At 74.2% G+C, this 26,091-nt stretch carries 24 protein-coding genes and 2 pseudogenes; 12 read left to right on the forward strand and 14 right to left on the reverse strand.

The genetic code is table 11. The features are described from left to right. Window positions 1-236: pseudogene (locus IE241_RS35015) on the reverse strand (2-oxoacid:acceptor oxidoreductase subunit alpha); the annotation flags it as partial. 211 nt (window positions 237-447) lie between these two features. Here IE241_RS35015 and IE241_RS23630 point away from each other — a divergent pair. Beyond that, window positions 448-1,074, forward strand: coding sequence for an NADH oxidase (locus IE241_RS23630; RefSeq protein WP_190023833.1), 627 nt, complete (start codon window positions 448-450; stop codon window positions 1,072-1,074). A 31-nt stretch (window positions 1,075-1,105) separates the two neighbouring features. Here the strand turns inward: IE241_RS23630 and IE241_RS23635 are convergent, their stop codons facing one another. The 4 genes from IE241_RS23635 to IE241_RS23650 all read right to left on the reverse strand — a co-directional run bounded on the left by IE241_RS23635 (window position 1,106) and on the right by IE241_RS23650 (window position 5,821). Next, complete coding sequence (locus IE241_RS23635; protein WP_190023834.1) at window positions 1,106-1,717, reverse strand: response regulator transcription factor; 612 nt, start codon at window positions 1,715-1,717, stop codon at window positions 1,106-1,108. A 117-nt stretch (window positions 1,718-1,834) separates the two neighbouring features. Beyond that, on the reverse strand, window positions 1,835-3,022 hold the full coding sequence (locus IE241_RS23640; RefSeq protein WP_229899715.1) for a sensor histidine kinase: 1,188 nt from the start codon (window positions 3,020-3,022) through the stop codon (window positions 1,835-1,837). Between the two features lie 124 nt (window positions 3,023-3,146). Next, window positions 3,147-5,615 (reverse strand): TOMM precursor leader peptide-binding protein, encoded by a 2,469-nt coding sequence (locus tag IE241_RS23645; RefSeq protein WP_190023836.1) that lies wholly within the window; start codon window positions 5,613-5,615, stop codon window positions 3,147-3,149. Then, the gene (locus IE241_RS23650) at window positions 5,612-5,821 is read right to left on the reverse strand and encodes a hypothetical protein (protein WP_190023837.1); all 210 of its coding nucleotides are present in this window, start codon (window positions 5,819-5,821) and stop codon (window positions 5,612-5,614) included. Before IE241_RS23650 ends, IE241_RS23645 begins: the two co-directional genes overlap by 4 nt. Before the next feature lie 178 nt (window positions 5,822-5,999). On the opposite strand from IE241_RS23650, the gene IE241_RS23655 reads away from it, so the two are divergent. After that, on the forward strand, window positions 6,000-6,311 hold the full coding sequence (locus IE241_RS23655; RefSeq protein WP_190023838.1) for a DUF6059 family protein: 312 nt from the start codon (window positions 6,000-6,002) through the stop codon (window positions 6,309-6,311). Between the two features lie 61 nt (window positions 6,312-6,372). Here IE241_RS23655 and IE241_RS23660 read toward each other — a convergent pair whose 3' ends face one another. Next, window positions 6,373-6,825: a CoA-binding protein gene (locus IE241_RS23660; RefSeq protein ID WP_190023839.1), complete on the reverse strand. Its 453-nt coding sequence runs from the start codon at window positions 6,823-6,825 to the stop codon at window positions 6,373-6,375. Between the two features lie 78 nt (window positions 6,826-6,903). On the opposite strand from IE241_RS23660, the gene IE241_RS23665 reads away from it, so the two are divergent. Continuing rightward, window positions 6,904-7,530, forward strand: a complete 627-nt coding sequence (locus IE241_RS23665; protein WP_190023840.1) for a YigZ family protein — start codon at window positions 6,904-6,906, stop codon at window positions 7,528-7,530. Between the two features lie 43 nt (window positions 7,531-7,573). On the opposite strand, the gene IE241_RS23670 is transcribed toward IE241_RS23665, so the two are convergent. Next, window positions 7,574-8,545 carry a polysaccharide deacetylase family protein gene (locus IE241_RS23670; RefSeq protein WP_190023841.1) on the reverse strand — a complete coding sequence of 324 codons (972 nt, stop codon included), beginning with the start codon at window positions 8,543-8,545 and terminating at the stop codon, window positions 7,574-7,576. A 99-nt stretch (window positions 8,546-8,644) separates the two neighbouring features. Here IE241_RS23670 and IE241_RS23675 point away from each other — a divergent pair, with 99 nt between their 5' ends. Both IE241_RS23675 and IE241_RS23680 read left to right on the forward strand, forming a co-directional pair. Beyond that, window positions 8,645-9,814, forward strand: coding sequence for an exonuclease SbcCD subunit D (locus IE241_RS23675; protein ID WP_190023842.1), 1,170 nt, complete (start codon window positions 8,645-8,647; stop codon window positions 9,812-9,814). Then, the gene (locus IE241_RS23680) at window positions 9,811-13,035 is read left to right on the forward strand and encodes an AAA family ATPase (protein ID WP_190023843.1); all 3,225 of its coding nucleotides are present in this window, start codon (window positions 9,811-9,813) and stop codon (window positions 13,033-13,035) included. The genes IE241_RS23675 and IE241_RS23680 overlap by 4 nt, the downstream gene beginning before the upstream one ends. 35 nt (window positions 13,036-13,070) lie before the next feature. Here the strand turns inward: IE241_RS23680 and IE241_RS23685 are convergent, their stop codons facing one another. Further along, window positions 13,071-13,517: an Lrp/AsnC family transcriptional regulator gene (locus IE241_RS23685; protein WP_168091412.1), complete on the reverse strand. Its 447-nt coding sequence runs from the start codon at window positions 13,515-13,517 to the stop codon at window positions 13,071-13,073. 94 nt (window positions 13,518-13,611) lie between these two features. Here IE241_RS23685 and IE241_RS23690 point away from each other — a divergent pair, with 94 nt between their 5' ends. The 3 genes from IE241_RS23690 (at window position 13,612) to IE241_RS23700 (ending at window position 14,807) form a co-directional block, all read left to right on the forward strand. After that, the gene (locus IE241_RS23690) at window positions 13,612-14,115 is read left to right on the forward strand and encodes a rhodanese-like domain-containing protein (protein WP_190023844.1); all 504 of its coding nucleotides are present in this window, start codon (window positions 13,612-13,614) and stop codon (window positions 14,113-14,115) included. Window positions 14,116-14,205: 90 nt separating this feature from the next. Beyond that, the gene (locus IE241_RS23695; protein WP_058041442.1) at window positions 14,206-14,436 is read left to right on the forward strand and encodes a type II TA system antitoxin, ParD family; all 231 of its coding nucleotides are present in this window, start codon (window positions 14,206-14,208) and stop codon (window positions 14,434-14,436) included. Beyond that, window positions 14,436-14,807, forward strand: coding sequence for a hypothetical protein (locus IE241_RS23700; RefSeq protein ID WP_058041443.1), 372 nt, complete (start codon window positions 14,436-14,438; stop codon window positions 14,805-14,807). Before IE241_RS23695 ends, IE241_RS23700 begins: the two co-directional genes overlap by 1 nt. 48 nt (window positions 14,808-14,855) lie before the next feature. Here IE241_RS23700 and IE241_RS23705 read toward each other — a convergent pair. The 4 genes and pseudogenes from IE241_RS23705 to IE241_RS23720 all read right to left on the reverse strand — a co-directional run bounded on the left by IE241_RS23705 (window position 14,856) and on the right by IE241_RS23720 (window position 21,164). Further along, window positions 14,856-16,515: pseudogene (locus IE241_RS23705) on the reverse strand (DUF885 domain-containing protein). A gap of 76 nt (window positions 16,516-16,591) precedes the next feature. Next, window positions 16,592-17,980, reverse strand: a complete 1,389-nt coding sequence (locus IE241_RS23710; RefSeq protein ID WP_190023845.1) for a GNAT family N-acetyltransferase — start codon at window positions 17,978-17,980, stop codon at window positions 16,592-16,594. Window positions 17,981-18,122: 142 nt separating this feature from the next. Next, window positions 18,123-19,523: a dihydrolipoyl dehydrogenase family protein gene (locus IE241_RS23715; protein ID WP_190023846.1), complete on the reverse strand. Its 1,401-nt coding sequence runs from the start codon at window positions 19,521-19,523 to the stop codon at window positions 18,123-18,125. A gap of 63 nt (window positions 19,524-19,586) precedes the next feature. Continuing rightward, a complete protein-coding gene (locus IE241_RS23720) occupies window positions 19,587-21,164 on the reverse strand; it encodes an alkaline phosphatase D family protein (protein ID WP_190023847.1) in 1,578 nt (525 codons plus the stop codon). A 187-nt stretch (window positions 21,165-21,351) separates the two neighbouring features. On the opposite strand from IE241_RS23720, the gene IE241_RS23725 reads away from it, so the two are divergent. From IE241_RS23725 to mug, 4 genes are all read left to right on the forward strand, one after another. Then, a complete protein-coding gene (locus tag IE241_RS23725; protein ID WP_229899772.1) occupies window positions 21,352-22,017 on the forward strand; it encodes an HNH endonuclease family protein in 666 nt (221 codons plus the stop codon). 82 nt (window positions 22,018-22,099) lie between these two features. Further along, window positions 22,100-22,318, forward strand: coding sequence for a hypothetical protein (locus IE241_RS23730; RefSeq protein WP_229899774.1), 219 nt, complete (start codon window positions 22,100-22,102; stop codon window positions 22,316-22,318). A gap of 132 nt (window positions 22,319-22,450) precedes the next feature. Beyond that, entirely contained in the window at window positions 22,451-23,884 is a 1,434-nt protein-coding gene (purB, locus tag IE241_RS23735; protein ID WP_190023850.1) for an adenylosuccinate lyase, read from the forward strand. A gap of 5 nt (window positions 23,885-23,889) precedes the next feature. After that, a complete protein-coding gene (mug, locus tag IE241_RS23740) occupies window positions 23,890-24,432 on the forward strand; it encodes a G/U mismatch-specific DNA glycosylase (RefSeq protein ID WP_190023851.1) in 543 nt (180 codons plus the stop codon). A 169-nt stretch (window positions 24,433-24,601) separates the two neighbouring features. On the opposite strand, the gene IE241_RS23745 is transcribed toward mug, so the two are convergent. Further along, window positions 24,602-25,354 (reverse strand): ABC transporter permease, encoded by a 753-nt coding sequence (locus IE241_RS23745; protein WP_190023852.1) that lies wholly within the window; start codon window positions 25,352-25,354, stop codon window positions 24,602-24,604. After that, on the reverse strand, window positions 25,351-26,088 hold the full coding sequence (locus IE241_RS23750; RefSeq protein ID WP_190023853.1) for an ABC transporter ATP-binding protein: 738 nt from the start codon (window positions 26,086-26,088) through the stop codon (window positions 25,351-25,353). Before IE241_RS23750 ends, IE241_RS23745 begins: the two co-directional genes overlap by 4 nt. Window positions 26,089-26,091: the final 3 nt, after the last annotated feature.

Here is a 26,091-nt window from a genome sequence, read left to right on the forward strand (position 1 = left end):
ACACCCGGCAGGGTCCCGGCAGGGGCGCGGATCTCGGCGGGGAAGTTCGGCAGAGTGGAGAGGTCGTTGCCGAACGAGGCGGTCTCGGACGTGAAACGGTCACCCGTCAGCTGCATACCGTCCCCGGAATCACCCGCGAAACGGATGACGACCCGGCTCATTCGCCGTACCGTCTTTCCCCCCGGAGGCCCGCTGCTCGTGTGCAGGTGCGGGACCGCCACTGTCTGAACGGCCATAGAGGCCGCCCCCTTCCCGTCGTCGCCGGTGAGTGTGAGCGTGCTGCCGTCGCACGGTAGGAAGGGCGACTTGCGACAGGCCAAAGCGGGACGTGAAATCTTCACGGTCCTTCTGTGAACCCGTGGATGTTGCTCCACGGCCCTCCCGTGGATACTCGGTCGCGTCCGTCCAGAGCCTCCTGGAGAGCGCGCGGAGAGAGAGGGACCAGCGATGCCGGATCCGGTCGGAACCCGACCGTTGCACCTCTGGTCGCTGCGCGGCGACGTGGTCGTCGAGCAGGGTGAGGGGGACGGTGATCTCGTCCTGCGCGGGAGCTGGGGGACCGAGCGGATCGCCAATGCCGACCCGCTCGTGCGCGAGGCCCTGCGCCGGATGGAGCTCGGGCCCGTCCTCCTGGCCAACGTGGAGGCGCGGCGCGAGCCCGGGGGCGACCGCCCCGGTTCGTACTTCGTGCTGCTGCCCACCCTCGTGCGGCTCTCGCACCTCCTGGTGCGCTCGCTGGGCCTCGACGACTTCAAGGGCCCGCTGCTGTCGGTGTCGCCGCTGTCGCCGGACGCCTTCTTCGCCCCCGTACGGCTGCCCGCGCGGCGCCGGGTGCGGCTGCCCGCGGGGGCATCCCTCACCCTGGAGCCCGCGGGCGCGGGCCTGGCCCTGGAGTCGTCCGGCAGTGCGCACCGCGTGGTGCTGCACCGGCCCGAAGCGGCGTGGGTGGCGGGGCTGCTGGCCTGGCCGGTCACGCCGGACGCCGCCTCCGCGAGGCTGCCCCTGCCGCCCGAGGTGACGGCGGGCATCCTCGACTACCTGGCCGCCGCCGGCATGGCCGCCCCCGTGGGGTAGCTCCGGGCCGGCCGCCAGGGATGCGGGGCCGCTACAGGAGCCAGCCCGCCTCCCGCGCGATGCGGATCGCGTCCACCCGGTTGCGTGCGTTGAGCTTGGAGACCACGACCGTCAGGTAGTTGCGGACGGTGCCCGTGGACAGGTGCAGCTTCGCGGCGATCTCCGACGCCTCCAGCCCCTCCGCGGCCCGCTGCAGCACTTCCGTCTCGCGCTCGGTCAGCGGCGAGTCCATGCCGTCCCAGGCGCTCAGGGCGAGCTGGGGGTCGATGACGCGCTGTCCCGCGGCCGCGCGCCGTACCGCCGAGGCGAGTTCGTGGGGCGGAGCGTCTTTCAAGAGATAGCCGGTGACCTGGGAGGTCAGCGCCCGGCGCAGGGTGCCCGGGCGGCCCAGGCTGGTGAGGATCAGGGTCTTGCACCCGGGTAACCGCTGGTGCAGCCGGGCCGCCGCCGTGAGGCCGTCGAGACCCGGGAGGTCGATGTCGATAACCGCGACATCCGGCCGGTGTTCCAGGGCGGCGTCGACGATTTCGTCACCGCGCTCGAGTTCGCAGACGACTTCGAGGTCCCCTTCGAGATTCAGCAATGCGACGAGAGCTCCCCGGACCATGTTCATGTCCTCGGCGAGCAGAATGCGAATCACCATGAATGAGCCCCCCGTTCCCTCATGGTGTGCACCGACGATGGAATCAACATAACGGTTTGTCAAGGACTTTGACCTGTGCGCCGGGCCGTGCGGGCACTCTCCTTCTCCGTCGTACCCTCAGGCCGGGGCTTCCGCACACAACCGGAATATTCCCTCCGTGGAGCTGCCGGCGGTGAGGGTTCCGTTCACCGAGGCCAGCCGCGTCGCCAGGTTCCCCAGGCCGCTGCCGCTGTCCGGGGACGGGTCGCGGTGCTCGGGGTCCACCCCGTCGTTGACGACGGTGAGCCGGACCCGGCCGTTCGTGCAGACGGCACTGATGTCGCAGTATGTGGCCTTGGTGTGCCGGAGCAGGTTGGTGACGGCCTCGCGGAGCACGGCCGCGAGGACGGTCTCGGTCCGCGCGCCGACCCCGTCGAGCGCGACCTCGCCCCGTACCTCGACGTCCGCCGCGGCCAGCACGGCCCGCGCGGAGGTCACCTCCTGCGCCAGGGACATGGTGCGCAGCCCGCTCGCCACGGTGCGGACGTCGGCGAGCGACTGCCGGGCGATCGCCAGCACGTCGCCGACCTCCGTCACGGCGCCCGCGGGGTGGTGCGGGATCAGCCGCAGGATCAGCTCGCTCTTGAGGGTGATCGCGGAGAGGCTGAAGCCGAGAAGGTCATGCAGGTCCCGCGCGAACCGCAGGCGCTCCTTGGTCACCGCCACCCGCGACAGCTCGTGCCGGGTGTCGTGCAGCACCCGTACGAGCTCCGTGAGCCGCGCCAGGCCGTAGACGACGAGGCCGGTCAGGAGCGTCGACTGGGCGAGGTAGACGATCGCGAGGAGGGTTTCGCCGTCCAGGAGCGGCGGGACCAGCATGGAGAGCCCGACGAGGCCGTACAGCAGCCAGCCGGGCCGTGCGGGGAGCTGGAGGAGCAGCGAACCGGCCAGGAAGCCGGCCATGGAGCCCCAGCGGGAGTGGAAGGCCAGCAGTGGCAGATAGGTGAGGACGGCCTGGAGGCCGAGCGTGAGGGCCTTGCGGTGCGCGGGGGCCCGCTGCGCCCCCGGATTCGAGTGCCACAACTGCAGGGCGAAGATGGCCGGAAGGCAGGTCAGCCCGGCCGCAAGGGCGACCGGCGACGGGCTGGTGCTGAGCAGGTTGATGACGGTGATGCTCAGATAGCACAGCAGGGCCACGATCAGGATGAGCCGGGCCCGCCGCGGAGCGGGCAGGCCACGGCCGCGCCCGAGCACGCTCTCGATCCGCCCGTCGCCGGGCGCCGCGGTGGCGTCCGGCGACGGGCCGTGCTGTCCGGTGGCGTTCAAGACCCCTACTTCCACACTTCCGCATGAGAGTGCGACGGCTGCCGGAAGCATAAGTGAGGGGCGGCGTACGGGATATGACGAGGAGGGCGCATCTCGCGCCCTCCGCGGGGCCTTTTCCGTTCGTTTACACGAACAGGGGGACGGGATTGAGGTCTTCGTACGCGGTGGGGCGGGACGTCCTGCCCAGGGATACCGGAACGTCGAAGAGACGGCCCGGGGCGAATCGGGCCCAGAAGTGCCGGAGGCCCGGAACGATCACACGGATGACCGGAATTCCGGTGTCCGGTCTGGTCTGGTCGAGAACCAGGAGTTCCATTCCGTGCCGGCGGGTCAGGTCGATCACCGCCGTCACGTCGTCCAGCAGGTCCGCGCGCGGCGTGTACGGCCAGTCGCCGGGGCCGCGGGCGGGGACGTGCGGATCGGGCAGCAGGTAGGGCTGGTTGGCGGTGGTGGCGTGCTGCCACCACGCGCACGCCTCCGGGTCGTCGGTCGCGTACGCAGCCCCTCCGCCGGCTGCGTCCGCACCGCCCGTCCCTGCCGTCTTCCTTTCCGTCTTCCCGTGCACCGCGGGCAGCAGCTGCCCCATCTCGGTGAGAGCCCGGCGCAGCGCCAGGCGGGGGTCGAAGTGCGCCCCGAAGCCGAAGACGATGTCCTGCGCCGCCGGTGGGGCCGGCATCGCTCGTCGGCCGTGCGCCGCTTGCGTGCCGTGCGTCGCCCGGTCGGTGCGGCGGGACAGCGCCGCCATGACGGGAATGCCGAGATCCGTGGTGAGATCGAGCACCCACAGCTCGCGCCCCAGTCGCAGATACCCCTCCCGCAGCCGGTCGAGTCCCGGGTCGGCGAACGCGGGCAGGTTGACCGCCGGGTGGCGGGTGCGGTTGTACCACCACAGGGCGACCGCGTCCCGCTCGACGAGCTCCAGGAAGCCCTGCAGCAGCGCGTCCTCGGGGCTGCTGCCGGCGGCGGTGCCGTTGGAGTCGGCCAGCAGGCCGTCGGACGGCGGCCCGGTACGGCTGTCGGCGTGGCTGTAGTAGAGCGTCGAGGTCGGCAGGAGCCGCTGGGTCCCGGCGGTCAGCGACCATACGGGCGTCCAGTCGGTGGGCCGGTCCTCGTCGAAGGGTGCGGGTACGTACTGGAAGCGGGAGTGGCGGGCGTTCCAGGCGTCCCGGTCCCGGAACTGCCGCTCGTCGTAGAGCTGGCAGGCGTTGGGGTGGACGGCGGCGGCGCCGAGGGCGCGGTAGCGGGCGCGGATCACCGGTTCGTCGCCGTGCCGGGTGCCGCTGTAGCGCTCGACGGCCTCGCACAGGGCGCTGGTGCGGGCCTCGGCGTCGGTGAGCCCCTTGCCCCCGCTGAGCGCCCGCAGCCCGGCCCGCAGGCCGTCGAGGGTGGGGGAGCCCATGGCCAGGTTGTGGCCGGAGAGGAAGCAGCTCGTGAAGTCGGGGCTGTGCGGGGCCCGGCGGATCTCCTTGACGATGCCGGTGACCGGGTCGACGAGATGCCCGTACCGGCTCAGCATCTGCTCGGGCGTCAGGGCGCGGTGGCCGCCCAGGTCGCGGGTGCGGGCGGCCTTGGGCCGCGAGACCGGGACGAACGGCGCCCGCACGCGCCACGCGACGAGCCCCGGGTCGCCGCAGACCGCGCAGTGCGGCAGCCGGGGGACCGGGTGGCTGCCCGCGCGCAGCAGCAGGGTGTCGAAGGTGCGGACGGCGCCCTGTGCGGGATGCCGGATGCCGGCCAGCCACTTGGCCGTCTCCAGCACCGCGAGCTGCACGGCCACCGTCCGGCCCGCGGCCAGGGAGGCCAGGGGCCGGGCCAGCGGACCGTCCGCCAGGCCGAGCGCCCGCCGTACGGGACCCTCGGCCCGGCGGTGCCCGCGTATCCGGGCCCCCATGCAGGCCCAGCAGGGCCCGTCGCCGGGGCGGAAGACGGGGCCGACCCAGGGGTCGGTGCCACAGGGCTTGGCGATCAGCCAGGGCCGGCCGGCCGCCCGGTGCGCGGCGTCCACGTCCGCGAGCCGGGGCGAGAGGTAGTCGGCACACAGGACGACGGAGAAGTCGGCCGGGGATCCGCCGGGAGCCCCGGGCCTCCCCGTCGTTGCGCAGTCGCGCTCGCCGTCGTCCACGACGGCGATTCCCGAATCCCGGCACGCCGCGGCGACAGGCCCCGGATCGAGGCCGTCCAGCGCCTCGATCCGGACGGTGGCGCCGGTGACGGCCGCGGCCGCCCGGCCCCCGTCGAGTCCGGCGAGGTCCCAGTAGGCCTCGGCCGCCGGGTCGGGGCCGGACTCCGGGGCCGGCCGGCCCGGGCGCAGCCGGAGCAGCCCGGAGTCGAGCAGGATCCGCAGCGAGGCGCCGGCCGCCTCGGGACCGAGCACCGCGGCCGCGTCCTGCAGGACGGCGCCCGGGCTGCGGGTCCCGTCCAGCAGGGGGACGAGGGTTTCGACGTGGGAGCCGTGCAGCGCCGTGACGCCGCGCGGCGAGACGAGGTAGGCGGCATCGCCCGGCACGACGGTGGGACGCAGGTGGCTCTTGAACCCCACCAGCCCCCCGCCGTCGGCGGACGGCCGGGATCCGGTTCTCCCCTCGCCGCTCATGCCGCGGCCGGCTCCGCGGTACCGGTACCGGCACCGGCCGCCGGGGACATCACCGGGGGAGCGATGATGCAGATCTGGGTGAAGAGGGCCAGGCCGTCCCCGTCCGGTGCGTCGAGGTTCTCGATCACGAGGAACGGCCGGGGGAACGCGGAGCGGGCGGCGGCAGGGCCGGTGGCCGGTGAACCGAACGGGTCGCAGATGTCCATGGAGATCGTTCTCCTTCATCGTGCTGCCGGATTTCTTCGGTGGGCGTGGTGACGATTCTGCGAAGGAGGACTGGAGCCTGACAGTGCGGTCGTCATCTGTGCCGGGTGAAGTTTTCACGGCTGCCGCAGGCGGCCCGGGCTTTGGCGGAACTTTGGCCATCGGATGCACGCTCGCCCGATGTCCGGTTCCGACGCCCGCGGTCCTCTGTCTGCGCTCCGGTCGGCTCTCGCCCCGGCCCTGCGCTCGGCCCTGCGCGCCTGCCTGCTTTCGGCCATGAACGCGCTGCGCACCCAGGGCCAGTTCTGGGTCTACGACCCCTCTCCCGGCCCCTCTCCCGCCCCGTCCCCCGCCACCCGGCCCCTGCGCGGCCCGGCCCCCGGGCACCCCGAGCGGCTGTGCCCGGAAGCCGTGCCGACGGCCGGGGAGCTCCTGCTCTACCGGCAGGTGTTCGGTGACGGAAGCGGCGGCACCGGCCCCGGCGGACCGTGAACGGATGACGCACGCCGCCGTACCGCCGTACCACCGCCGTCACCGGCGGAAGCACCCGCCGTCAGGCGAGCGGCTCCCTCACCGGGCGCACCCCGCGGGCGTCGCGCCGACGTAGCGACGCGAGTTCGATTGCGGGGCACCGGTCCATCACCATGTCCAGACCGGCCGCGCGCGTGCGCTCGTAGGCCTCCTCGTCCACGACCCCCAGCTGGAACCAGACCGCCTTCGCGCCGATCGCGACGGCCTCGTCCGCGACCGGGCCCGCGAGGTCGCTGTTGACGAACACGTCCACCACGTCGACCGCGAAGGGGATGTCCGCGAGCGAGGCGTAGCCCTGCTCGCCGTGGACCTCCTCGGCCTTGGGGTGCACCGGCACCACGCGCTTGCCGTGGCGCCGCAGCACCTCGGCCACGCCGTAGGCCGCCCGCCGCGTGTTGGACGACAGACCGACCAGCGCCCAGGTGTCGCCGGTCTCCTCGATGATCTTCCGGATGATCCCCGGTTCTGCGTACATGCCCGCTCAACGATCATCCCCCCGTCACCATTCCCGGGCCCCCGTCACCCTTCCCGGGCCGGCGCATAGGCTTGCGGGATGACGGAGCAGTACCGGACGGTCGCGCGCGAGGGCGTGCACGAGATCGAGATCAGCAAGTCGCGCTTCATCTGCGCGCTCGCGCCCGCCGCCACCGAGGAGGAGGCGCAGGCGTTCATCGCGCGCATCCGCAAGGAGCACCCCACCGCCCGCCACCACTGTTTCGCCTACGTGCTGGGCGCCGACGGCTCGGTGCAGAAGGCGAGCGACGACGGCGAGCCGGGCGGCACCGCCGGCGTGCCCATGCTGCAGATGCTGCTCCGCCGCGAGGTCCGCTACGCCGTGGCCGTCGTCACCCGCTACTTCGGCGGAGTCAAGCTCGGCGCGGGCGGGCTGATCCGCGCCTACGGGGGCGTGGTCGGCGAGGCCCTGGACGTGCTCGGGACCGTCACCCGGCAGCGCTTCCGGCTGGCGGCCGTGACCGTCGACCACCAGCGCGCCGGAAAGCTGGAGAACGACCTGCGGGCGACGGGGCGGGCCGTGCGCGAGGTGAGCTACGGCGCGGAGGTCCGCATCGAGGTGGGGCTGCCCGAGGCGGACGTCGAGGGCTTCCGCGCCTGGCTCGCCGACGCCACGGCCGGCACGGCCCGCCTCGAACTGGGCGGCGAGGCCTACGGGGACGCCTGAGCCCGGCCCGGCCTGAACCGGGCCGTTTCCGCAGGCCGCCGCGTCAGGCGTAGTCCTCCAGCCGCGCCAGCGCGTAGCCCTGCTCCGTGAGCTTGCGCAGCACCGTCCGCAGCATGTCGCACATGGTGCCGCCCCACGCCCTGGGCCCGTTGAAGTGGGTGAGGATGATGTCGCCGGGGTGGAACTGCTGGTCGTCGTGGCGGAAGTCGATCCGGTCCGCGAAGGCCTCCTCGTTCCACAGGGGCGCGGCCCGGACCCCGCAGTCCTCGGCGACGGCGAGGGTCTCGGCGTCGAAGTCGCCGAACGGCGGGCGGAAGAGCGTCGGCCGGACGCCGATCTCCCGCTCCAGGATCTCCTGCTGGCCGCAGATCTCGTTGTACTTCTCGTCCTCGGATACGTGGTTCAGCTGCGGGTGGCGCAGCGTGTGGTTCTGGACGGAGACGCCGAGGGCGTGCAGGTCGCGGAAGTAGCCGTAGTCCTCGGCCGCGGACTCGTCGGTGAGGAAGGCGGACAGCGGCACCTGCAGCTCCCGCACCATGTCCAGGAACTCCCGGTCCTTCGCCGCACCGTCGTCGATCGTCAGGAAGGCGATCTTCTCGGTGGTCGGCACGGAGGCGGGCGCGGGGATGAGCCCCGATCCCTTGTCGGCCCACTCCGGCGTGGACAGCTCCGGTTTCCCCTTCGGCGGGGGCGGTGCGACGAGGGGTGCCTCGTCCAGGCCCCAGCGCTGTGCCGCGGCGAGCCGCTGCTCGGGGCTCTGCTTCACCTTCGGCACCGGTGGCGGCTGCTGCGGTGGCGGCGCCTGCCGGTGGGCCTGTCCCGGTCTCTGCCCGAGGCCGGCCATGTTCTGGCCGTCCCCGGTGCCGGGCAGGGAACCGTCGCGGGTCGCGCAGGCCACTCCGACCGCGAGCAGCAGGACCGCGGTCAGCACGAGGGCGAGGGGGCGGACGGGGCGTCGTCGTATGGAGCTCCGGGCACCGCCGCGCCGACCGAAGTCATTTCGTATAAGTCGCATATTTCCGGATCCTTTCAGCGGGTCGCCGCCCCCGCCCGCCCGGTTCACCCATCGGGGTCGTGCCCCGGCACCTGCCCGCAGATGGAACACTTGGGGCCCGTGAGGATCCTGCATACGTCCGACTGGCACCTGGGCCGCTCGTTTCACCGGGTGAACCTGCTGGACGCCCAGCGCGCCTTCATCGGCCACCTCGTCCGCACCGTCCGGGACGAGCGGATCGACGTGGTGCTCGTCGCGGGCGACGTCTACGACCGGGCGGTCCCCCCGCTCGGCGCCGTCGCCCTGTTCGACGACGCGCTGCACCGGCTCGCGGACCTCGGCGTGCCCACCGTCATGATCTCCGGCAACCACGACTCCTCCCGCCGCCTGGGCGTGGGCGCGGGCCTCCTCGACCGGGCCGGCATCCACCTGCGCACCGACCCGGCCGGCTGCGCCACCCCCGTCGTCCTCACCGACGCCCACGGCGACGTCGCCTTCTACGGCCTGCCCTACCTCGAGCCCGCCCTCGTCCGCGAGCAGCTGGGCGCGGAGCGCGCCGGCCACACGGCCGTGCTGGAGGCCGCCATGGACCGCGTCCGCGCCGACCTCGCCGCGCGGCCCGCCGGCACCCGCTCCGTCGTCCTCGCGCACGCCTTCGTCACCGGCGGCACCACCAGCGACAGCGAGCGCGACATCACCGTCGGCGGCGTCGCCCAGGTTCCCGCCGCGGTCTTCGACGGCGTCGACTACGCCGCCCTAGGCCACCTGCACGGCTGCCAGACCATCACCGAGCGCGTCCGCTACTCCGGCTCCCCGCTGGCCTACTCCTTCTCCGAGGCCGGCCACCGCAAGTCCATGTGGCTGATCGACCTGGACGCCGGCGGCGCCGTGACCGCCGAGCGGCTCGACTGCCCGGTGCCGCGCCCCCTCGCCCGCATCCGCGGCCGCCTCGACGACCTGCTGCAGGACCCGCGGCTCGCCCGCCACGAGGACGCCTGGGTCGAGGCCACCCTCACCGACCCGCACCGCCCGGACGAGCCCATGGCCCGCCTCGCCGCCCGCTTCCCCCACGTGCTCAGCCTCGTCCTCGACCCCGAGCGCCCGCCCCGGGACCCCCTCGCCTCCTACGCGCACCGGCTGCGCGACCGCAGCGACCGCGAGATCGCCGAGGACTTCGTGGCCCACGTGCGCGACGGCCTGGGACCCGACGACGCCGAACGGAAGATCCTCACCGACGCCCTCGACCACGTACGGCTGGCCGCGGCCGGCGAGGAGGCGAGCGCCCGATGAGGCTGCACCGGCTGACCGTCACCGCCTTCGGCCCCTTCGGCGGCACCCAGCACATCGACTTCGACGCGCTCTCCGCCGACGGCCTGTTCCTCTTCCACGGCCCCACCGGAGCGGGCAAGACCTCCGTCCTCGACGCCGTCTGCTACGCCCTCTACAACGAGGTGCCCGGCACCCGCCAGGGCAGCGGCGCCCCCGTGCTGCGCAGCGACCACGCCGCCGACGGCACCCTCACCCAGGTGGTGCTCGACCTCACCGTCGGCGGGCGGCGGCTGGAGATCACCCGGCGCCCCGAGCAGCTGCGCCGCAAGAAGAAGGGCACCGGCTTCACCAAGGAGAGGGCCGCTAGCGAGCTGCGCGAGCACCGCGCCGGGGCGTGGGAGGCGCTCAGCCGCTCCCACCAGGAGATCGGCGAGGAGATCAAGCAGCTGCTCGGCATGAGCCGCGAGCAGTTCTGCCAGGTCGTGCTGCTGCCCCAGGGCGAGTTCGCCCGCTTCCTCGGCGCCAAGGACGCCGCCCGCGGCGAACTCCTCGGCAGGCTCTTCGACACCGGCCGCTTCGGCGCCGTCGAAAAGCGCCTCGCGGAGCTGCGCCGGGCCGCGGAGGCCGGCGTGCGGGCCGGCGACGACGGGCTGCTCGCCCTCGCCCACCGGATGCGCCAGGCCGCCGGAGACCCGTCGCTGCCCGAGGTGGGCACGCCCTCGCCCGCAGCAGAGGCCGAGGGCGGCACCGGCGCACCCGCCCACCGCACCCGCGACGGCGTCCCGGCACCCCGCACCGCGACGCCGGCCCGCAGGGGCCGGGAGAACGCCTCGCCCCGCTCCGCCGACGGCACGCCCGGGACCGCGGCCGGCCGCCCGGCCGCCGACGCCGGGCGGGCCGTCCCGGCCCAGCGCACCCCGGCGGCCCCGCTCACCCCCGGCGACCCCGGCCTCGCCGAGGCCGTCCTGGAGTGGGCCGCCCTCGCCCGCAGCAGCGCCCGCGAACGACAGGACATCGCCGCCGTCGCCGCGCGCACCGCCGAACACGCCCACCAGGCCGCCCAGCAACACGCCGACGCCGTACGCGAACTGGCCCGTCTTCAGCACCGGCACGCCGAGGCCCGCAAGCGCGCCGACGCCTTCGCCGCACGGCGCGATGCGCACGAGGCCGCGCACGAGAGGATGCGGCAGGCCCGCGCCGCCGACGCCGTCGTCCCCGTCCTGGAGCTGCGCGCCGAAGCCGAGCGGGCCCACCGCGCGGCCGTCGCCGACGAGCAGAGGATCCGCGCGGCCCTCCCCGGGGAGCACAAGGACGCGGGGGCCGAGCAGCTCGCCGCACGGGAGCGGGGACTGCGCGAGGAGCTCGGCTCGCTGTCCGCCGCCCGCCGCGCGGAGGAACGCGCCGCCGGGATCGAGGTCCAGCGGCGTGAGCTGGAGCGCGAGGCCCGCGCCGACGAGGAGGAGCTCGCCGAGGCCACCGGCTGGCTCGACGGCTGGGAGGCGCTCCGCTCCGCCTGCGAACAGCGCGTCGAGACCGCACGCACGGAAGCCACCCGGGCCGTCCGGCTGGAGGCCGAGACCGGCCCCGTCCGTACGCGGCTGACCGCCGCCCGCGAACGCGACCGCCTCACCGGCGAGGCCGCCGCCGCGGAGCAGCGCCTGACGGATGCCCGGGAGAAGGCCGTGACGGCCCGCACCACCTGGCTCGACCTCAAGGAACGCCGCCTGGACGGCATCGCCGCCGAGCTCGCGGGCGAGCTCGCGCCGGGCGTCGCCTGCAAGGTGTGCGGGGCCACCGAGCACCCCGGCCCGGCCCAGGCCGCGGCCGACCGGGTGGACCGCGCCGACGAGGAGGCCGCGCTGGCCGCCTTCCAGCGCGCCGACGGCCGGCGCGAGGAGACCGCCCGCGAGCTCCAGGGGCTCCAGGACGCCCTCGCCCGGGCCGAGGCCGACGCCGGCGGAGCCGCCGCCGACGAGCTCGAAGCGCTCGCCGGCGACCTCGGCCGCTCCCTGGCCGCGGCACGCGCCGGGGGCGCCGATCTGCACGCGGCCCAGGAGGCGCTCCGGCAGGCCGAGCGCGAACACGACCTGCGCCGCGAGGCCCGGCAGGCCGCCCTGACGCGGACCACCGCGCGCACCACGCGCCGCGAACAGCTCGACCGCGACCTGGCCGCCCTGGAGGAGGAGCTGGCCCGGGCCCGCGGCGGAGAGACCTCCGTCGCCCGCCGGGCCGCCCTCCTGGAACGCCAACTGGACGTCCTGGCCGGTGCCGTCGAGGCCGTCCGCACCGCCGCGGACGCGGCCGGCAGGCTGAAGGACGCCGACGCCCGGCTCGCCGACGCCGCCTTCCGCGCCGGCTTCGGCAACCCCGGGCAGGCGGAGGAGGCCGTGCTGGGCGCGGCGGCCCGGCGGGAGCTGCAGGAGCGGCTCGACGCACGGGCCCGCGAAGAGGCCGCCGTCGCGGCCGAACTCGCCGACCCGCAGGCCGCGCGCGCCGCGGCCCGGCCCGCCGCCGACCCGGAGGCCGCAGCGCTCGCCCTCGCCGCCGCGACCGCCCGGCTGCGCGACGCCTCCTCCGCCGATGCCGCCGCCCGCACCCGCTGCCGGGAACTGGACCGGCTCTCCGCCGAGGCCGTCGCCGACGCCCGCCGGCTCGCCCCGCTGCGCGAGGAGTACCACCGCGTGGCGGAGCTGGCGGCGCTGGCCGCGGGCACGTCCACGCGCAACGAACGCAGGATGCGCCTGGAGTCGTACGTCCTGGCCGCCCGCCTCGAACAGGTCGCGGCCGCCGCGACCGCCCGGCTGCGGCGCATGTCCGCCGGCCGCTACACCCTCGTCCACTCCGACGCCCGGGCCGGCGGGAACGCCCGCTCCGGCCTCGGCCTGCACGTCGTCGACCACTGGACCGGCAAGGAGCGCGACACCGCCACGCTCTCCGGCGGCGAGACCTTCTTCGTCTCGCTCGCCCTCGCCCTGGGCCTGGCCGACGTCGTCACGGAGGAGGCGGGCGGCGTGCGGCTGGACACCCTCTTCATCGACGAGGGCTTCGGCAGCCTCGACGAGCAGACCCTGGACGAGGTGCTGGACGTGCTGGACTCGCTGCGCGAGCGGGACCGCGCCGTCGGCATCGTCAGCCACGTCGCCGACCTGCGCCGGCGCGTGCCCGCCCAGCTGCGGGTGGTCAAGGGCCGGTCGGGCTCGGCCGTCCGCCACGAGGTCGCCGGCGGCGCGCAGCACGACTGAACGGACCACGCCGGGACGTTCCCCAAGGCCCGGTCTCAGCGGCCGATCGCGCGCCGGGGCAGCGGGGAGGAGTAGACGACGCTGGTGGTCACCGACCCCAGCGCGCCGATCCGGCCCGCGACCTCCTCCAGGTGCCGCATCGACCGGGCCGCCACCTTGATCACGAAGCAGTCGTCGCCGGTGACGTGGTGGGCCTCCAGGATCTCCGGCGTGCTCTCCAGCAGGTCGTGGAACGGTTTGTAATTGCCGTTGGGGTAGCGCAGGCGGACGAAGGCGAGGACGGGCATGCCCAGCTTCTCGGGGTCGACGACGGCCGTGTAGCCCCCGATGACGCCCGCCTCCTCCAGTCTGCGCACCCGCTCGGTGACGGCGCTGGAGGACATGTTCACGATCCGCGCCAGCTCGGCGTAGCCGGCGCGTCCGTTGTGCTGCAGGGCGTCGAGGATGCGCCAGTCAGTGGCGTCTGGGGAATAGCCGGTCATAGGCGATGTCTAACAGTGAAATCACCGGTAACTCAAGAGTTTTGCCGAGGATTGACGGTTCTCCTTGGTGATCTTGCCCCGTAGATTCACTGTCATGACCAGCACCGCTCCCACCGCCCTTCCCGCTTCCGCCGAGACCGCCAGCCGCGTCATGGCCGTGCCGCCCGCGCCCTCCGCCGACGCCGCCGCGTACTTCGCCGCCCGCCTCGCCTTCCACACCGACGTCGCCGACGTGCACACGGCCCTCGCCGCCGGCGCCACGGACTTCGTCGTCGTGGACTCGCGCTCCACCGCGTCCTGGGACCAGGGCCACGTCCCCGGCGCCGTCCACCTGCCCACCGCCCAGATCCCGCAACTGGCCCGGCAGTTCCTCGACCCCGCCGTCCCCGTCGTCGTCTACTGCTGGGGCCCCGGCTGCGACGGCGCCACCCGCGCCGCCCTGGCCCTCGCCCGGCTCGGCTACCGCGTCAAGGAGATGCTCGGCGGCATCGAGTACTGGATCCGCGAGGGCTACGCCGTGGAGACCGCCGACGGCACCCGGCAGCTCCCGCCGGACCCGCTGACCGCCCCGGTGGACGCAGACGACTGCGGCTGCTGACCGGCAGGCAGGCCGGCCGGGCGGCGACCCCGCCCGATCAGTCCGCCCGGGCCGCTGCCGCCCGCGGTACTCGGCCGGTACCGTGGGGGCATGCCGGCACTCAACATCGAATTCACGGAAGAGGAACTCGCGGCCATCCGCGAGGCCGCTGCCGCGGACGGCAAGAGCATCAAGGCGTATGTGCACGACCTGTCCGTGCGCGAGCAGCAGCGCCGCCGCTTCGTGGAGCGTGCCGCCAAGTTCTGGAACGAGCACGTGGCGGAGTTCGACGCCGCCTTCCCCGAGGAGGCTCCGCCGTCCACGGGTGGTGCGGCTGCCTGATGTCGCTGCTCATCGATCTGCCCTGGCTCCTGGGCGTACAGGAGCAGAAGCTGTACGAAGAGCCCGCCGTCCACGACTACACCGCCCTCGCCGCCGCCGTCTCGCGGCACGCCTTCGACGTGGCGAAGTTCGACCACGAACCCGACGCCGCCTGGCGCGCGGCCGCCCTGATGCACACCCTCGTCCGCCTGCAGCCGCTGCCGGTGCGCAGCAGTCTCTACGCGTGCATGGTCGTCGTGGCCTACATGGCCGCGGCCGGCGAGGGCATCGACCCGCCGTACGGGTCGATAGTCGATCTCGCGCGCGACATCAAGGAGTACCGCGTCGACGTCTACGAGTGCGCCGACCGGATCCGCACCTGGCGGATCTGAGAGTTCCGCGAGGTGAAGGGGGCGGGCCCGCAGGCCCGCCCCTCGCCGTCACAGCACGGACAGCTCGGCCACCAGGTCGTCCAGGCCCAGCGAGCCCTGCGACAGCGCCGCCATGTGCCAGGCCTTGGCGTCGAAGGCGTCGCCGTGCGCGGCGCGGGCCGCCTCACGGCCGGCCAGCCAGGCCCGCTCGCCCAGCTTGTAGCCGGTCGCCTGGCCGGCCATGCCGAGGTAGCGGACGACCTCGCTCTCCACGTAGTCCGTCGGACGCCCGCTGTGCAGGTCGCAGAACTCCAGCACCAGCTCCGGCGTCCAGCGCTCACCGGGGTGGAAGGGGGAGTCCGCGGGGATCTCCAGCTCCAGGTGCATGCCGATGTCCACGATCACCCGGATGGCGCGCCACATCTGCGCGTCGAGGTAGCCCAGCCGGCGCTCGGCGTCCGTGAGGAAGCCCAGCTCGTCCATGAGCCGCTCCGCGTACAGCGCCCAGCCCTCGCAGTTGGCGCTGACCCCGCCGAGGGTGACCTGGTAGCGCGAGAGCTGCTCGGCCACGTGCATCCACTGCGCGAGCTGGAGGTGATGGCCGGGCACGCCCTCGTGGTACCAGGTGGACACCAGGTCGTAGACGGGAAAGCGGGTCAGGCCCATCGTCGGCAGCCAGGTGCGGCCCGGCCGGGAGAAGTCCTCGGACGGCTCGGTGTAGTACGCGGCCGCCGCGCCGCCGGGCGGCGCGATGCGGGACTCGACCTTCTTGACCCGCTCCGCCAGCTCGAAGTGGGTGCCGTCCAGCGCCTCGATCGCCTCGTCCATCAGCTTCTGCAGCCAGACCCGCACCTCCTCGACGCCCTCGATGTGCGCGCCGTGCTCGTCGAGGTGGGCCAGCGCCTCCCACGGCGTCTTCGCGCCGGGCAGCACCTTCTCCGCCTCGGTGCGCATCTCGCCGAGGAGGCGGTGGAACTCCGACCAGCCGTACGCGTACGCCTCGTCGAGGTCGAGGTCCGTGCCGTTCCAGTAGCGCGACCAGCGGGCGTAGCGCTCGCGGCCGACGACCTCGGGGGCTCCTTCGACGCCCGGCGCGTAGACGTCGCGCAGCCAGTCGCGCAGCACGACGAGGGCGTCCGTCGCGGCGGCCGCCGCCGCGGCCGTCCGCGGTGAACTCGCCGAACCAGCCGTTGCCGGTGCCGATCCACTCCTCCAGCTGCGTGAGGTTGGTGGCCACCTGGCGCGGGCCGGCGGGCAGCTTGCGCTCCAGGCCCTCGGCGAGCGAGGCCCGGTAGCCCTCCAGAGCCGCGGGTACGGCCCGCAGTCGCTCGGCGATCGCCGCCCAGTCCTCGGCGGTGCCGGTCGGCATCATGGTGAACACCTCGCGCACCGAGTGCAGCGGCGAGTGGATGTTACTGACGGCGCGCAGGTGCTCGTCCGCGTCGTGCACCGCGAGCTGGGCGGTGAGGCGCTCGCGCAACAGGCGGGCGCAGCGGCGCTCGATGCCGGAGTCGGCGCCGGGCCGCCGCTCGGCCTCGGCGAGACGGCCGAGGGTGGTGCGCGCCAGGTCGGCGACGGCCTGCTGGCCCGCGGGGGAGAAGTCCGGCAGCCGTGTCGCGGACTCCGCGACTCCCAGGTAGGTGCCCGTGATGGGGTCGAGTTCGGTGTACGCGTCGACGTAGGCGTCGGCGACTCGGCGGGGAAGCAGGTTGCTTGTCTCGTTCGGCATGCGGACATCCTCGTACGGCGAAGCCTGCGGCGTCACCGGCATATTCGGGGCTCCGGATCGCACTCCGGGCGGAATGTCACGGTGTGGGCGGGAGCACGGGGACGCGCGCCGGGGCGAGGCGGACGGTGATGACGAGCGTGCCCTCCTCGACCTGGTAGTCCAGCGGCAGACCGAGCGCCCGCATCGCCGCGACCATGCCCGTGTTGGAGGACCGCGTGACGGCGTAGACGCTGCCGCAGCCGGCCTCCACGGCCAGATCGACCAGGCGGCCGAGGAGTTCGCCGCCGACGCCGCGGCGCTGCCAGTCGTCCTCGACGAGCAGGGCGACCTCCGTCTCGTCGCCGTCCCACAGCAGGTGGCCCAGGGCGACCAGACGGCCCGTGGCGGTGTACGCGGCCAGGGTGCGGCCGAAGCGCGGGCTCAGCAGGTGGCGCAGGTAGCGGTCGGCGTCGCCCACGGGCCCGTGGTAGCGCTGGGCGAGCGTCGCGGGGGAGCAGCGCTCGTGCATCGCGCGCGCCGCGGCCAGGTCGCCCGTGTCGGCGCGGCGGACGGTGATCGCATTGCCCTCGGGCAGGGTCAGCACGTCGGCGCGCGGTGGTACGCGCGGCCCGAGGCGGGCGTCGAGCTCGACCAGGGCCCGGGCCCGGGCGAACTCGGTGGGTGTGAACGGCAGATACGGCCGCTCGACGGTGATGGAGCCGCCGGCGGGGTCGCGCAGCCGCATCACGGTGCCCTCCCACACCCCCTCCGCCGGAACGGGCTCGGTGAGGCCGCCGCCACGCGGCGAGCGGGCGGGGACGGACTGGATCGTGCAGCGGCCGAACAGACGGCGCAGCGCGAGGGGGAGTTCCGCGGCGTCGAGCGCCGTGCGGGTGGCGAGGTTGAGGACCCGGGTGGGGGCGTCCACGAGGTCGTGGGCGTCGGCCCGCTCCAGCCAGGTCTCGGTGCCGCCGCCGGCGGCCGCGGCCTCCGCGAGGTCGCGGGCGGCCAGGGCGCCGGGGGCCCGCAGCAGGAGCTCGTCGACGACGCCTTCGGCCAGGGGGTGCGTCTGGAGGGAGAGGATGTCGACGCCGTGGGGGGCGAGGGAGGCGCACAGCGCGGCGAGGCTGCCGGGCTCGTCGCGCACGGTCGTGCGCATCCGCCACAGGGTGGTGGCGCCGGATTCCGGTGTGTTCTTCGCCGGGGCGTGGCCGGAAGGCGCTGCGGCCGGGGCGGCGGCGGGTGCGGTGGCCGGCGGGGCCGGGGGAGCGTGGCCGTGCCGCCGCGCCCACCAGGTGTGGAAGGCCGTCGTGGCCAGCAGGGCGGCGGCCGAGGAGACGAGGAGTACGGGTCCGTCGGGACCGTGGGCGACGGTGTTGGCCATGGAGTCGGCGGCGGCGACCGCGGTGAACAGGGCGGCCAGCTCGACCAGATCCCGCCGCCAGTGATGGGTGCGGTGGGGCTTCGCGGTGGTCTCGTCCGTCATGGGCACCACCCTGACGGAGGGGTGTTGCGTGATCACGAACAGCCTGTGACCGACGGGTTAAGCGCCTTCTTTCCGGTAACTGCCCGGATTGGGCAGCCGCGCCGGGGGAGGCTCGGCACCGCCGGTCCGGCACGCCGGAGGCCTACGCGTCCGGCCGGGTCTCGCTGGTGCGGAGGTCGGCCAGCGCGTCCTCCACGCCCCGGTGGAACGTCGGGTAGGCGAAGATCATGTGCCGCAGCGACTCCACGGGCACCTCGGCCTGGACGGCCACGGCCAGACCGTACATCACCTCGCCGCCCATGGGCCCGGCCGTCGTCGCCCCCACCAGCACGCCGCGGTCCGCGTCCTCGACGAGCTTGACCAGGCCCTCGTTGCCCGCCTTGTGGATCCAGCCGCGCGCCGAGGACGGCACGCGCGAGAGCCCCGTGCGCACCCGCAGCCCCTTCTCGCGGGCCTGGTGCTCGGTCAGGCCCACCGCGCCGACCTCCGGGTCGGTGAACGTCACCCGCGGCAGGGCCCGGTAGTCGGCCTTGGGCCCCGGCTCGCCGAGCACCGAGCGGATGGCGATCTCCGCCTCGTACATCGCCACATGGGTGAACGCGCCGTGGCCCGTCACGTCGCCCACGCCCCACAGCCCCGGCGCGGCCTGCATCCGGCCGTCCGTCTTCAGGGCCCGCCCGCCGGGGTCGATGCCCACGGTCTCGACGCCCAGGACGCTCAGGTCCACCCGGCGGCCGGTGGCCACCAGCAGCTGATCGCCCGTCAGCTCCGTGCCGTCCTCCAGGGTCAGCGCGAACGCGTCGCCGCCATGACGCACCCCCGTCGCCCGCGCCCCCGTGCGCAGCGTCAGCCCTTCCCCGCCGAGGACCTCCGCCAGCAGGGCGGCCGCCTCCGGCTCTTCTCCGGGGACCAGCCGGTCCATCGCCTCCACGATCGTGACGCGCGTGCCGAAGCGGGCGTAGACCTGGGCGACCTCCAGGCCGATCGCGCCCCCGCCGAGCACGAGGAGCGAGCGCGGCGCCTCCTTCGCCGAGACCGCGTCCCGGTTCGTCCAGTAGGGCACGTCCGCCAGCCCCGGCACCGGCGGGATCTGCGGACGGGAGCCGGTGGCGAGCACCACGCCCAGCCGGGCCTCGAACTCCTGCCCGCCGCCCTCGCCGCCCTCGACCGTCACCCGGCGCGGGCCGGCCAGCCTCCCGTGCCCGCGCACCAGACGGCCGCCCTTGCCGGTGAAGCGGTCGGCCGCCACCCGGTCGTTCCAGTCGTCCGTCGCCTCGTCGCGGATCCGGGCGGCCACCGGCGCCCAGTCGGGCACGACCTGCTGCACCGAACCCGCCATGCCGGGCACGCGCCGCGCCTCCGCCAGCAGGTTCCCCGCGCGGATCATCATCTTGCTCGGCACGCACCCCCAGTACGGGCACTCGCCGCCGACCAGCTCCGCCTCGACGCCCACCACGTCCAGCCCCGCCTCGGCGAGCCGGCCCGCGACGTGCTCACCGCCGGGGCCCATGCCGATGACGACGACGTCCACCTGCTCGGCCATGGCAAGCCACCTTCCGCTCGGGTCGGCCGGACAGCCCCACCTTCCCACCGCCCGCAGGCGGCGTCATTGTCCGACGCGCCCCGGCTGCAGCACCTTGGTGAACAGCACCGCCCCCTCCTCGTCCCGCAGCCGCACGGTCAGCTCGCCGCCCTCGCCGTCGATGGCCACCTCGCCGAAGAACTGACTGCCCCGGCCGGGCGGGACGTTGGCGGTGGCCGGCGCCTTGAGGAAGACCTGCTGCGGGCCGAACGTGCCGTCCAGCTTGTTCGCCGGGAAGCCGCCCGCGTTCAGCGGCCCCGAGACGAACTCCCAGAACGGCGCGAAGTCCTTGAACGCCGCCCGCGCCGGGTCGTAGTGCTGCGCCGAGGTGTAGTGCACGTCCGCGGTCAGCCAGACCGTGCCGGTGATCCGCCGGTGCTTGACGTGCCGCAGCAGCTCGGCGATCTGCAGCTCGCGGCCGAGGGGCGCGCCCGGGTCGCCCTGCGCGACCGCCTCGAAGTTCTCCGGGCCGTCGGTGACCACGAGCCCCAGCGGCATGTCGGAGGCGATCACCTTCCACACCGCGCGCGAGCGCGACAGCTCCCGCTTGAGCCACTCCAGCTGGCGGGCGCCCAGGATGCCCTGGGCGTCGTCGGGGCGGCGGCCGGGCGAGTTGGCGTTGCGGTACGTGCGCATGTCGAGGACGAAGACGTCCAGCAGGGGCCCGTGGCGCAGGACGCGGTAGACGCGGCCGTCGCCGTCCTCGCGCTGCGTGGAGAGGGGGAAGTATTCGGAGAAGGCCCGCCGCGAGCGGGCGGCCAGCACGTCGACGCTCTTCTCCGTGTAGCGCGCGTCGTCCAGGATCTGGCCCGGGTACCAGTTGTTGTGCACCTCGTGGTCGTCCCACTGGGCGACGGTGGGCACCTCGGCGTTGAACCGGCGCAGGTTGGCGTCGAGCAGGTTGTAGCGGAAGGCCCCGCGGAACTCGGCCAGCGTCTCGGCGACCTTCGCCTTCTCCTCGGTCGTGACGTTGCGCCAGATGCCGCCGTCCGGCAGGGTCACGGACGGCTCGATGGGGCTGTCGGCGTAGATGTTGTCGCCGCTGCAGACGAAGAAGTCCGGTTCCAGCCGGCGCATGTGCTCGTAGATGCGGTAGCCGCCGCGGTCGGGGTTGATGCCCCAGCCCTGCCCTGCCAGGTCGCCCGACCACAGGAAGCGCACGTCCGAGCGGCGGGCGGGCGCCGTGCGGAAGGTGCCGTGGACCGGGCGGCCGGTGCGGCGGGGGTCGTCCGGGTCGGCCAGCAGGACGCGGTAGTGGATCCGCTCGCCCGGCGGCAGGCCGCGCAGCGCCGTCCTCCCGGTGAAGTCCGTACCGGGCCCGACCACCGGGCCGTGCCAGCGGCGCACGGAGCGGAACGACTCCGTCGCCGAGGTCTCCACGATCATCCGGGCTCGGCGGTCGGCCCGCACCCACACCAGGCCCGAGGAGGCCGTCACGTCGCCGGCCTGCACGCCCCACCGGGCCTCCGGCCGCCCCGCCAGGGCCAGCGCCGGGGCGGCGCCCGCGAGCGGCGGCACCGCGGCCACCGCGGCGGCGCCCACCGCCCCCCGCAGCACCGCGCGTCTGCCGACTGCGTGCCCGGACCCGGACCCCTGCGCCATGGAAACTCCTCCTGTGCCGACGGCTGCGCCGTGCTCGGTGTTCGCTCCCGGCCGTTCCTACCGGCGCGAGGTGCCCGGCGGTGGAACGCGCCGTGAACAACGGCGTCAACGAGCCACGGCGGCACGTCGCCGTCCGGGGGTATATGTCCTGTATAGGGGTATCGCCACCGGTATCTGTGGGGCTGTGATCCCACGAATCCGGTGGCGCCGCGCCGCCACCGCCGCAGCCCTGTGCCTGTCCGCCGTCCTCGCCCCCGCCGGCCTCCCGGCCGCCGCCGCGTCGCCGCCGGTGCCGCATGACCTCCCGGAGCCGCCGGCGGCCTCCGCCGCCCGGGTGGAGCTGGCCGACCTGACGGTCGAGGCGCCGCACTCGATGGCCGGGTACAGCCGCGCGAAGTTCCCCCACTGGATCAAGCAGATGGGCACCTGCGACACCCGCGAGGTGGTCCTCTCCCGCGACGGCCAGGACGTGAAGACCGACGACCAGTGCCGCGCCGCCTCCGGCCACTGGCACAGCGCCTACGACGGCAAGGACTTCACGGCGGCGGGCCAGCTCGACATCGACCACATGGTGCCCCTCGCCAACGCCTGGCGCTCCGGGGCCGACGCCTGGAACACCGACCGCCGCAAGCAGTTCGCCAACGACCTGACCAACCCCCAGCTCATCGCCGTCTCCGCCTCCTCCAACCGGGCCAAGGGCGACCAGAGCCCGGACCAGTGGCGGCCGCCGCTGAACTCGTACTGGTGCTCGTACTCCCGTTCCTGGACCCACATCAAGCACCTGTACGGCCTGAGCGTGACCCAGAGCGAGCAGGACACCCTTGCTGCCATGCTGGACACATGCGATCGATGAGCAGCACGAGCAGCAGCCGGTGACCGGCGGACAGCCCGGCGGGCCCCTCGTGGACCAGGTGACCGCCGGGCCGGGCGGGGCCATGACCGACGACGTCGGCGTCATCACCGGCGACCTGACCGTCGCCACCAGCGCCCTGCCCGGCGGGCGGGCCCGGGTCGACGTCCAGTACACCGGCGCCGAGGAGTGGTACACGCTCACCGGCAGCCCGGTGCCCGTCCCCCCGGGCGGCCTGGCGGCACTCCACGACCGGGTGCTCGCCCGCATCCGCGAGGGGGACGCGGCCGAGGTCCCCCGCTGAGGCCCCCGCGTAGGATCGGGACGTCCCCCGGGTGCCGCGAGCGCACCCCGGGGGTGTTCCCGGTCTTCTCGTAGCAAGCTACGAACGAGCCCCGTGCCGGAGTCTGCAGCAACCGACAGTAGACTCGGCAGCGTGTCTGTGAAGCCCCGCATCCCCAATGTCCTGGTCGGCCGCTACGCCTCCGCCGAGCTGGCCGTCCTGTGGTCCCCCGAGTACAAGGTGACGCTGGAGCGGCGGCTGTGGCTCGCCGTCCTGCGCGCGCAGAAGGACCTGGGGATCGAGGTGCCGGACGCCGCCCTCGCCGACTACGAGCGGGTGCTCGACCAGGTCGACCTCGCCTCGATCGCCGAGCGCGAGAAGGTCACCCGGCACGACGTCAAGGCCCGCATCGAGGAGTTCAACGCCCTCGCCGGCCACGAGCACATCCACAAGGGCATGACGTCCCGCGACCTCACCGAGAACGTCGAGCAGCTGCAGATCCGGCTGTCCCTGGAGCTCGTCCGGGACCGGTCCGTGGCCGTCCTCGCCCGCCTCGGGAAGCTCGCCGCGGAGAACGCCGAGCTGGTCATGGCCGGCCGCTCGCACAACGTCGCCGCCCAGGCCACCACCCTCGGCAAGCGCTTCGCCACCGGCGCCGACGAGCTCCTCGTCGCCTTCGCCCGCCTGGAGGAGCTGCTCGGCCGCTATCCGCTGCGCGGCATCAAGGGGCCCGTCGGCACCGCCCAGGACATGCTCGACCTGCTCGGCGGGGACGCCGCCAAGCTGGACGAGCTGGAGCGGCGCATCGCCCACCACCTCGGCTTTGCGCAGGCTTTCACCTCCGTCGGCCAGGTCTACCCGCGCTCGCTGGACTACGAGGTCGTCACCTCCCTGGTGCAGCTGGCCGCCGCGCCGTCCTCGCTCGCCAAGACCATCCGGCTGATGGCCGGGCACGAGCTGGTCACCGAGGGCTTCAAGCCCGGCCAGGTCGGCTCGTCCGCGATGCCGCACAAGATGAACACCCGCTCCTGCGAGCGCGTCAACGGCCTCATGGTCATCCTGCGCGGCTACGCCTCCATGGCCGGCGAGCTCGCGGGCGACCAGTGGAACGAGGGCGACGTCTCCTGCTCCGTGGTGCGCCGCGTGGCCCTGCCGGACGCGTTCTTCGCGCTCGACGGCCTGATGGAGACCTTCCTGACCGTCCTCGACGAGTTCGGCGCCTTCCCGGCCGTCGTCGCCCGCGAGCTGGACCGCTACCTGCCCTTCCTCGCCACCACCAAGGTGCTTATGGCGGCCGTGCGTGCCGGCGTCGGCCGCGAGGTCGCCCACGAGGCGATCAAGGAGCACGCCGTGGCCTCCGCACTGGCCATGCGCGAGCAGGGCGCCGAGCGCAACGAGCTCCTCGACAAGCTCGCCGCCGACGAGCGCATCCCGCTCGACCGGGCCGGCCTGGACGCCCTGATGGCCGACAAGCTGTCCTTCACCGGCGCCGCGGCCGACCAGGCCGCCCTCGTGGTCTCCCGCATCGAGGAGATCGCCAAGCGCCACCCGGAGGCCGCGGCGTACGCGCCGGGGGCGATCCTCTGACACCGGTGACACCGGCCGAGCTGGAGGCCGCCCGCGACCGCCTCGTACCCGACGTGGTCGCGGACGGCCTCCGCGTCCTTTTCTGCGGTATCAACCCCGGCCTGATGTCGGCGGCCACGGGCCACCACTTCGCCCGCCCGGGCAACCGGTTCTGGCCCGTCCTGCACGCCTCGGGCTTCACGCCGCGGCAGCTGCGCCCCGCCGAGCAGGAGGAACTGCTCGGCTACGGGCTCGGCATCACCAACGTCGTCGCCCGGGCCTCGGCCCGCGCGGACGAGCTGAGCACCGCCGAGTACGTCGAGGGCGGCCGCATCCTGATGGAGAAGGTCGAGCTGCTGAAGCCGCGCTGGCTGGCGGTCGTCGGCGTGACCGCCTACCGCGTCGCCTTCGGCGACAAGCACGCGCAGATCGGCCCGCAGGAGCGGACGATAGGCGCCACCCGCATCTGGGCCCTGCCCAACCCGAGCGGCCTCAACGCGCACTGGCCGCTGCCGAAGATGGCGGAGGAATACGGTCGGCTGCGGGAGGCTGCCGCCGGCGAGGGGTGACGGCACCCTGCCGACGGCCTGATCGTGATTTCGGCACCGCCGGTCCGCGCCGTCGTGGCCGGGGTCCGCTGCGGCGGAGAAGACCAAGCGGCCGTTGCCGGGGCCCCGGCCCAGCGGTGCCGTGCCGTCGCTGCCGCCTCCGCACACCGGCCGCCCCTCCCCGGAGGGGTCACGCGTCGCGGCGGCTCAGCGACCACCATCCCGCCGCCGCGGCGAGCGCCGTCCACAGCGCCATCACGGCCATCCCCGACCACGCCCCGAGCGGGCCCTCGGGCACCGGGTGCAGGATCTGCTGGCCCGCCCGGTCCGGGAGGAAGGACACCGCCTTCCCGATGCCGGAGACCCCGGCGAAGACCGGCGAGATCAGGAACACCACCGGCGTGAGCACGGACAGCGCCCCCACCTGGCTGCGGACCACCGCGGCCACCCCCGCCGAGAACACGGTCAGCAGCGCGAGGTAGACGCCGCAGCCGACCGCCGACCGGAGCGCGCCCGGCGCCCCCAGCCCCACCCCGTACTCGCCGAGCAGGGCCTGCGCGCCGAGGAAGCAGCCGAAACCGGTCGCCAGCCCCACCGGCAGGGCCGCGGCGCCCAGGACGAGCAGCTTGCCGGCCCAGAACAGGCCGCGGCGCGGGACGGCGGCGAGCGAGAGGTGGATCCCGCCGCCCGCGTACTCCCCGGCCACCGCCATCACCCCGAAGCAGACGGCGGCGATGTGCCCGAAGTTGAGGCCGAAATACGAGCCGTAGACGGGCTCGAAGTCCGCATTGTCCGCCTCGCTCCTGCCCACCGTGGCGTGGACCAGCAGAGTGACGCCGACCGTCGCGACGAAGGCGGCGGACAGGGCGACGAGCAGGGACCTCACCGAACGGATCTTGGCCCACTCGGAGCGGAGGACGGGGGCGAGGGCGAGGGCGGTCATGAGAGCGTGCCTTCCTGGTGCGTGAACTCGGCGGAGCCGGCGGTCAGGGCGAAGTAGGCCTCCTCCAGGGAGGCGCTCTCGCCGACGAACTCGTCCAGGGGAGCGTCGGCGAGCAGCCGGCCCCGGCCGAGCACGACGAGGTGGTCGGCGGTCTGCGCCATCTCGCTCATGAGGTGGCTGGAGATCAGGACGGTCCGCCCCTCCTGCGCCAGGCGGCGCGTGAGCCGGCGCAGCTGGACGATGCCCTCGGGGTCGAGGCCGTTGGCGGGCTCGTCGAGCAGGAGGACGGACGGGTCGCCGAGGAGCGCCGCGGCCAGCCCCAGGCGCTGCCGCATCCCCAGGGAGAAGGCCCGCACGCGGCGGCGCGCCGCGGACGCCAGGCCCGTCTCCTCCAGCACCTCGTCCACGCGGCGCGCAGGGATGCGGTGGGTGAGGGCGAGGGTCAGCAGGTGGTCGCGGGCGGTCCGGCCGGGGTGGGCGGCCGAGGCGTCCAGCAGTGCGCCGACGTGCCGCAGCGGCTCGTCGTACGAGGCGTACGGGCGGCCGCCGACGAGGGCCGTGCCGGACGTGGGCCGGTCGAGGCCGAGGAGCATGCGCATCGTGGTGGACTTCCCGGCGCCGTTGGGGCCCAGGAAGCCGGTCACCCGGCCGGGGCGGACGGTCACGGTGAGCCCGTCCAGGGCGCACACCGGGCCGTACCGCTTGGTGAGTTCGCGGATCTCGATCAAGGTCATGGC

Origin of the sequence: Streptomyces hiroshimensis (assembly GCF_014650335.1) — a bacterium.
Taxonomy (GTDB): Bacteria; Actinomycetota; Actinomycetes; order Streptomycetales; family Streptomycetaceae; genus Streptomyces; species Streptomyces hiroshimensis.